Source organism: Myxococcota bacterium, from assembly GCA_035498015.1.
Lineage (GTDB): Bacteria > Myxococcota_A > UBA9160 > SZUA-336 > SZUA-336 > VGRW01.
On sequence record DATKAO010000045.1, the window covers coordinates 1 to 6,731 of the forward strand.

The 6,731-nt window shown below is 71.9% G+C and carries 7 protein-coding genes; 2 read left to right on the forward strand and 5 right to left on the reverse strand.

The genetic code is table 11. The annotated features are described in order from the left end of the window. Positions 1-238 precede the first annotated feature (238 nt). Both VMR86_03795 and VMR86_03800 read left to right on the forward strand, forming a co-directional pair. Complete coding sequence (locus tag VMR86_03795) at positions 239-1,237, forward strand: glutathione S-transferase family protein (GenBank protein ID HTO06157.1); 999 nt, start codon at positions 239-241, stop codon at positions 1,235-1,237. 3 nt (positions 1,238-1,240) lie between these two features. Continuing rightward, the gene (locus VMR86_03800; protein HTO06158.1) at positions 1,241-2,119 is read left to right on the forward strand and encodes an SDR family oxidoreductase; all 879 of its coding nucleotides are present in this window, start codon (positions 1,241-1,243) and stop codon (positions 2,117-2,119) included. On the opposite strand, the gene VMR86_03805 is transcribed toward VMR86_03800, so the two are convergent. From VMR86_03805 to VMR86_03825, 5 genes are all read right to left on the reverse strand, one after another. Continuing rightward, a complete protein-coding gene (locus tag VMR86_03805; protein ID HTO06159.1) occupies positions 2,116-3,021 on the reverse strand; it encodes a hypothetical protein in 906 nt (301 codons plus the stop codon). The two genes, VMR86_03800 and VMR86_03805, sit on opposite strands and share 4 nt — an antisense overlap. 14 nt (positions 3,022-3,035) lie before the next feature. Beyond that, complete coding sequence (locus tag VMR86_03810) at positions 3,036-4,607, reverse strand: tetratricopeptide repeat protein (protein ID HTO06160.1); 1,572 nt, start codon at positions 4,605-4,607, stop codon at positions 3,036-3,038. Between the two features lie 4 nt (positions 4,608-4,611). Then, positions 4,612-5,253, reverse strand: a complete 642-nt coding sequence (locus VMR86_03815; protein ID HTO06161.1) for a hypothetical protein — start codon at positions 5,251-5,253, stop codon at positions 4,612-4,614. Positions 5,254-5,370: 117 nt separating this feature from the next. Continuing rightward, positions 5,371-5,907, reverse strand: a complete 537-nt coding sequence (locus VMR86_03820; protein HTO06162.1) for a L,D-transpeptidase — start codon at positions 5,905-5,907, stop codon at positions 5,371-5,373. Between the two features lie 65 nt (positions 5,908-5,972). Beyond that, a partial coding sequence (locus VMR86_03825; protein ID HTO06163.1) for a hypothetical protein occupies positions 5,973-6,731 on the reverse strand: 759 nt, incomplete at its 5' end.

The following is a 6,731-nucleotide window of genomic DNA, read 5'->3' on the forward strand; positions in this document are numbered from 1 at the left end:
CGTCACTGGTGAGGGCAGTCACTCGTGACGACCGACGCCCCCGCATCAGGGGCGCCGATCGCCGCGAGGCGGCGCGAGCGATGCAGGTTTCGCTGCGCCGATCTCACGGGCCCTGGCGAGGAGGGAAGCGCTCGCCGAAGCCCGCGCCTGCTGCCACCTTCCCATGGGGAGTGGCTCGCACGCGGCCGAGGTGGCGCCGGTTCCCCACGGCGCCTTCCGCTGTGCCACGATGCGCGGCATGACGGAACCCCACCGCATCTTCGGGCTGGAGCTCTCGCCCTACTCCGTGAAGGTCCGCGCGTACTTCCGCTACAAGGCGATCCCGCACGTGTGGCTCACGCGCAACGCCGACAATCAGAACGAGTTCCAGAAGCACGCGAAGCTTCCGCTGGTGCCGCTGGTGGTTTCGCCCGACGGCGAAGCGCTGCAGGACTCGACGCCGATCATCGAGCACTATGAAACACGTTTCCCCGAGCCGTCGATCCACCCGCGCGAGCCGGTCGCGGCGTTCGTGTCGGCGCTGCTCGAGGAGTTCGGCGACGAGTGGGGCAACAAGTGGATGTTCCACTACCGCTGGGCGCGCGACGTGGATCAGATCGCGGCCGCGGGGCGCATCGCCCGTGCGTCGATGCCGCGCGCCAGCGAGGAGCAGCACGCCGCCACCACGCAGGCGATCCGCCAGCGCATGGTCGGCCGCGTGTGGTTCGTGGGCTCGAGTCCGGCGACCTCGGCGCGCATCGAGGCGTCGTTCGGCGAGACGATCGACCTGCTCGACGCGCACCTCGCGAGCCGGCCGTATCTGTTCGGTGCGCGGCCGTCCTTCGCCGACTTCGGTCTCTGGGGTCAGATCTACAACGCCTGGACCGACCCGACTCCGGGCGCGCTGATCGAGGGACGCACGCCCGCGGTGCTGGCGTGGATCCAGCGCATGCTGTTTCCACGCAGCGAAGGTGAGTTCGAGCCGTGGGCGCGGCTCGCGCCGAGTCTCTCGCCCCTGCTCGAACGCCAGGTCGGGCGGCTGTTCCTGCCTTGGAGCGTGGCGAACGCCGCCGCGATCGACGCGGGCAAGGAGGAGTTCACGGTGGCGCTCGGGGGTGAGCCGTGGAGTCAGAAGCCGCAGAAATACCACGCGAAGTCACTGGTCGCGCTGCGCGCGAAGTACGCCGCGGCGGGCGACAGGCCGGCACTCGATGCGCTCCTGGAGCGCACGGGCTGCCTGGCGGCGCTGCGGGGCTGAGCCATGAGTGACTCGCGCAGGATCGCGGTCGTGACGGGCACGAGCACGGGCATCGGCCTGGCCACGGCGCTGCACCTGGCCGCGCACGGTCACCGGGTGTTCGCGGGCATGCGCAACCTGGGCAAGGCCGAGCCGCTGCGCAAGGCCGCGCGCGAGGCGGGCGTGGCCGTCGAGCTGATCGAGCTCGACGTGACCTCGGCCGACTCGGTGACCCGGGCATTCGCCGCCGTCGCCGCGCACGGCCCGGTGGACGTGCTCGTGAACAACGCCGGCATCGGCGGCGCGACCCCGCTCGAGCTCGTGCCCGAAGACGAGCACCGCGCGATGTTCGAAACCAATTACTTCGGCGCGATCCGCTGCATCCAGGCGGTGCTCCCGAGCATGCGCGAGCGCCGGACCGGCGCGATCGTGAACGTGACTTCGATCGCGGGCCTGATCGCGACCGCGAACCAGCTGCCCTACTCCGCCTCGAAGTGGGCGCTGGAGTGCGCGGGCGAGGCGCTGGCCGCCGAGGTGAAGAGCCTGGGGATCCGCGTGGTGAACGTCGAGCCGGGCGTGATCATGACCAGCATCTTCGAGAACTCGGCCGCGGCCACGCGCTACGACAAGGCCTCGCCGTACAAGCAGATCATGCGGCGCAACGGCAAGCTGTTCGCCGCGGGCTTCCGCGCCGCGGCGCAGCCACAGCGCGTGGCCGAGGTGATCCTCGAGGCCATCACCACGCCGCACTACCGGCTGCGCTGGCCGGTGGGCGAAGACGCCGTGGGGCTCGCGGCCGGCCGGCCGAAGATCTCCGACGAGGACTTCGTCGCACTCGGCGACGACCTCAGCGACGACGAGTACAACCGCCGCTACTACGAGTACTTCGGCATCAAGCTCTAGTGCCGGCGAGCGCCGGGGCCGCCGCAGCCGGGCGCACCGGGGCCGGGCCCGCCGGTCTCGACGGGCGGCGGAGTCAGCGGCGGCGGAGTCACGACCGGGGGCGGCGCCGGCACGGGCGGGCCGCACACCACGCCGGGCGCGCAGCCGCCGCCGTCGGGCGGCGGCTCGACCACGGTGAGTCCCTTCCCCTTCTTGCAGCCCGAGCCCGGCGTGTCGCACGGGTCGCGCGTGCGGTCGAGCGGAGTCATCGGGTCGCCGAAGCCGAAGCCGGGCGGGCCGGCCGCGACGTCGGTGGTGTCGAAGTGATTCGCCGGCGCGTCGAACAGCACCGCATCGAACGGCAGCGGCAGGAGCGGGATCTGGTGCTCGTGACCCTGGGCGCCGTACAGCGCCTCGTGCGGCTTCGACAGCACGCAGTGGCCGGGATCGACCGACAGCGAGGACGGGTCGCGGGTGACCTGCACCGGGCCGGTCCAGTTGCAGAACATGGCGTAGCGGCCGGCCTTCTCGTTCAGCACGTAGACCTCGGAGTCACCGCCCGCGACCGCCGAGCGCGCGCGGTCGATCGAGAGACTCCCGGCCGGCGCGTTCTTGCGCGTGTCCACGATGCGCGCGCGGCCCTCTTGCAGGGTCATCTTCACGCGGCCCGCGTCGTCCTCGAGCAGCACCGCGGACTGCGGATCGAGCTGCACGTAGATGTCACTCGCCAGGATCCCCACCTTCCCGTCCGAGCCGGTGCGGATCACCGAGCCCGCGGCGATCGGGTCGCCGACCGCCAGCGCGCTGGCGTTCGCGCTGGCCTTGCCCTCGAGCGCCACCACTTCGGCAGCCGGAGCGGCGGCGTGCGCCGCGCCCGCGAGCCACAAGGCGCTGAGGAACGATGCGACGGCTCGAAACGACATGAGACCCTCCTCGGTCACGGAATGCGGACGGTGAGATACCCGCCGATGATGCTGCGGTCGTAGTCGAAGACCGCCACGTTCGAGTCGGCGTGCGTGTAGTGCCAGCGCGCGGAGCCCACGAGCCAGTCCCAGTAGATCGGGCGCTGGATGCCGATCTCGGTGTCGGTGATCTGGTCGCGGCGCTTGTCGCTGTTGGGCGGCGCCACGTCCTCGAACGTGGTCTGGTTGAGATAGCCGCGGTAGGTGAAGCCCGCGCCCAGGAAGAGCGTGAACTCCCAGGGCAGCTGGGTCTCGCTCCAGAGGTAGCCGCCCGTGCCCCGGTACGAGTACTCCGTGCCCTCGGCGTGATAGCGGGAGTAGATGCCGGTCGCGGTGAGCTGCGTGCGCAGCACGTCGATCGGAACGCCCTGCTCCAGACCCGCGGCCTCGTAGCGCCCGTCGCGGTTGCGCTCGTCCTCGGTGATGCTCTGCAGGTGAGCGTCGCCGACGTTCCAGGGCGCGCTGCCGTCGACCGGGAAGTAGTAGTTGCTGAACTGGAAGCGGCCGAAGAGCCGCGTGTACATGTCGCGCGCCTCGGCGTAGATCAGCGACGGCGTGGCCGCGACCTCGCTCACCCACGACTGGCCGTCGACCCAGCCGTACGCGTAGTCACCCTGGAGCTGGGCCGACAGGCGGTCGGTGATGCGCCGGTCGACCCAGGCCGAGACGATCGGGTAGTCGTAGCTGAATTCCGGCAGTGAGTGCTCCGCCGTGCCGGTGTAGGTCAGCATGGCGCCCGCGCCCCAGTCCGGCGTGTGCAGGAACTGCCAGCCAGCGTTCGCCTGCCAGATGGTGCGCATGTCGGCCTGGTCGTTGATCTCCGCCGGCAGGTCGACGCCGTTGCCGCGCAGCACCACGTTCGAGTCACTCTCCGCGCCCACGGTGACCGAGGCCCAGTAGTCGCGCGGGTGCGTGCGCGTGCGCGACCACTGGTCGAGCCGGGTGCGCGCGGCGGCGCCCCAGCGGCCGCTCGGGTCGTCCGCGATCACGCGGTCCATGGCGTCGCGCGCCGCCGCGCGCTCGCCCTGGTTCTCGAGCGCGAGCGCCTGGTAGTAGCTGGCGGTCGGCTCGACCAGCTTCGGGTCGGCCTTGCGCGCGCGGTCGAGCGCGGCGATGCCCTCGTCGCGCTTGCCCTCCTGCAGGAGCACGAGCCCGTCGTAGAGCTCGAAGCGCGCGTCGCCCGACGAGCCCGCGCGCGCGGCCTCGAGCGCCTGGCGCGCGCCCGCGTAGTTCTCCTGGTGGTAGCGCGCGATCGCGACCTCGAGCGGGACCTCCGAAAGCGTGGCATCGCGGCGCGTGGCCTCGGCCAGTGACTGCTCGGCCTCGGCGTACTTCTTCTCCGAGATGAGACAGCGCCCCGCGAGCAGCGCGGAGCGCGCCTCCTTCGGGTCGGCCGCCAGCGCCTGCTGGAACAGCGGCAGCGCCTGGTCGCACTTGCCCTGGGCCGCGAGCAGCGCTCCGCGCGCGCGCAGAACGTCGCTCTCGTCGGACGCGCGCGCGAGCAGCGGGCACAGGATCAGCGCAGTGACTGCCACGGCACGGCGCATCGAGTCAGACCTTTCGCCGCCGCAGGCCCGCGAGCAGCGCGACGCTCAGCGGCAGCAGCGCGAGCGCCGGCTCGGGCAGCGGCACGCCGGTCAGGACCCCCACCTGGTACTGCGGGAGCACCAGCGTGTCGCCGACCTGGCTGAGCGCCTCGCCCACCACGTGGTGCATGAGGAAGCTCGACACCCCGTCGGGAGCGATGTCGCCCAGGAACACCGCCGGGTAGAAGTAGGTGTCCTTGCCGACCGGCACCTCGACCAGCCGCCACTGGCCGCCGGGCTGCAGGTCGATGCCGGTCGTGCTCGGGGTGTAGGTCAGCGGCTTCAGGAACACGAGCCAGGCGTCGTCGAGGTCACCGTCGCCGCCGTTGGTGACGTTCCACTGCGAGGTCGCGGTGATCGGGTTGCTGACCGAGGGAGAGCTCGGGATGTGACTCCCGAGCACGTCGGGGGCGGGAATCGAGAGCGGCACCGTGTCGGCCGGGAAGATCGGCACGTCGCTGATCAGCGAGAAGCCGGCAGACTCGGCCGCGCCCGCGCTCGAAGCCGACACTCCGAAGCCACCCGGCCCGCCGAACAGCACCGTGAGAGCGTGCGCTGGAGTCACCCAGGCGAGCGCCAGGAGCAGCGCCGAAGCAATGCGATACATCCGAGTTCGACCAGTCATCATTGCCCCTCGCCGCGAGTCTCGTCGCGACCCAAGTGGCGCCCCGGGCGCGTTCGGTGACGCGGCCGAAAGGCACCTAACTCCGCGCCATTGTTCACATCAACGCACGTCGAACGCAACCGGACGGCGAAGCCTCTGGTGGACCTCGCCGTTCGCGGCGCGCCCGGCGGGCGCGAGCGCGCCGGCGCGGTCGAGCCAGTCCAGGAACGCGAGCATGTCGCGGTCCGAGAGGCGCACGCAGCCGAGCGAGACGGGCTTCCCCACGAGCAACGGGCTCGCGCCGCCGTGCAGCGCGAAGCCGTCGCCGCGCAGCGGAATCTTCGCGACGCCCATCGGCCCGTGGTCCGAGGGATCGACCGGCGCGGCGCCCCACGCGCGCGCTTGCGCGCCCGGCTGCCAGCCGGGATGGCGCACCACCTCGCGCGCCTGGTAGCGACCCGGCGGGCTGGGGTGCGCGGGCGAGCCGGTGGCGATCGGCAGCACGAGCGACTCGTCGGGCTTGCGCGCATCGACGGCGACGAGCTCGAAGCGCCCGAGGTCGAGGCGCACGCGCACGCCCGGGTCGCGCTGCGCGCCGCAAAGCGCGAGCGCCGCCAGCAGGCACGAAGCCCGAAGCGAAACCCTGCGGCCCCTCATCGCAGACGCGCGGAGTGTGAGGCATCTCACGCGCGTTGGCGAGCTGCGCACGAGCTGCGCACGACTCACTCGGGCAGGCGCGGCGCCGTCAGACGGACGAACAGCTGGAAGCCCCAGCCGGTGCGGTGGCCGTAGGCGGGCTCGAGGCCGCGATCGAACAGGTCGAAGCTCAGCGCGCCGCCCAGGCCGGGCACGAGCGCGCCGAAGAGCGGGTCGAAGTCGCACACGTAGCCGACGGTGAGCGCGCCCACGTCGAACTGGCGGTCCGCGAGTGACTCGGGCAGCGCCAGGTCGTGGCCGGTCTTGCGCACGTACTCCAGCCGCGCGAACGGCGTGTGGTGCAGGTCGAGCTCCAGGTTGGTCTCGAGCAGGAACGCGGGCGTGGCGCGCTGGCCGTCGGCCCAGTTCTCGCCCCAGACGAAGGTCGTGGCCACGTTCCCGGAGTCGCCGATCCGCACGTCGTGGGTGAACGAGGCCGTGACCCGAGTGACTCCCACGCCGGGCTCGAGCCTTTCGGGCTCGTGCAGGCGCCCGCCCGAGACCTGCAGCGAGAGCTCCGGCGTCGGGTTCACGCTGAGCCGCAGCGCGTACGAGTCGGGCGTGCGCAGGTCGAAGTCCCAGCGGTTGGCATCGGGCTCGCGCCCGTTGAACCACGAGGCCTCGAGCTTGACCGTGCGCGTGAACAGGCCGCCCGTCAGCACCCCGTAGGAGATGTGCGTGGCGTCCTGCCAGTGGTGGCCGAGCGGCGCGATCGGGTCCGACATGGCGGAACGGCGGTGCGGGAAGCCGGGCGGGCCGAGCGCCGGCTCGCCGGCGGGCGCGAG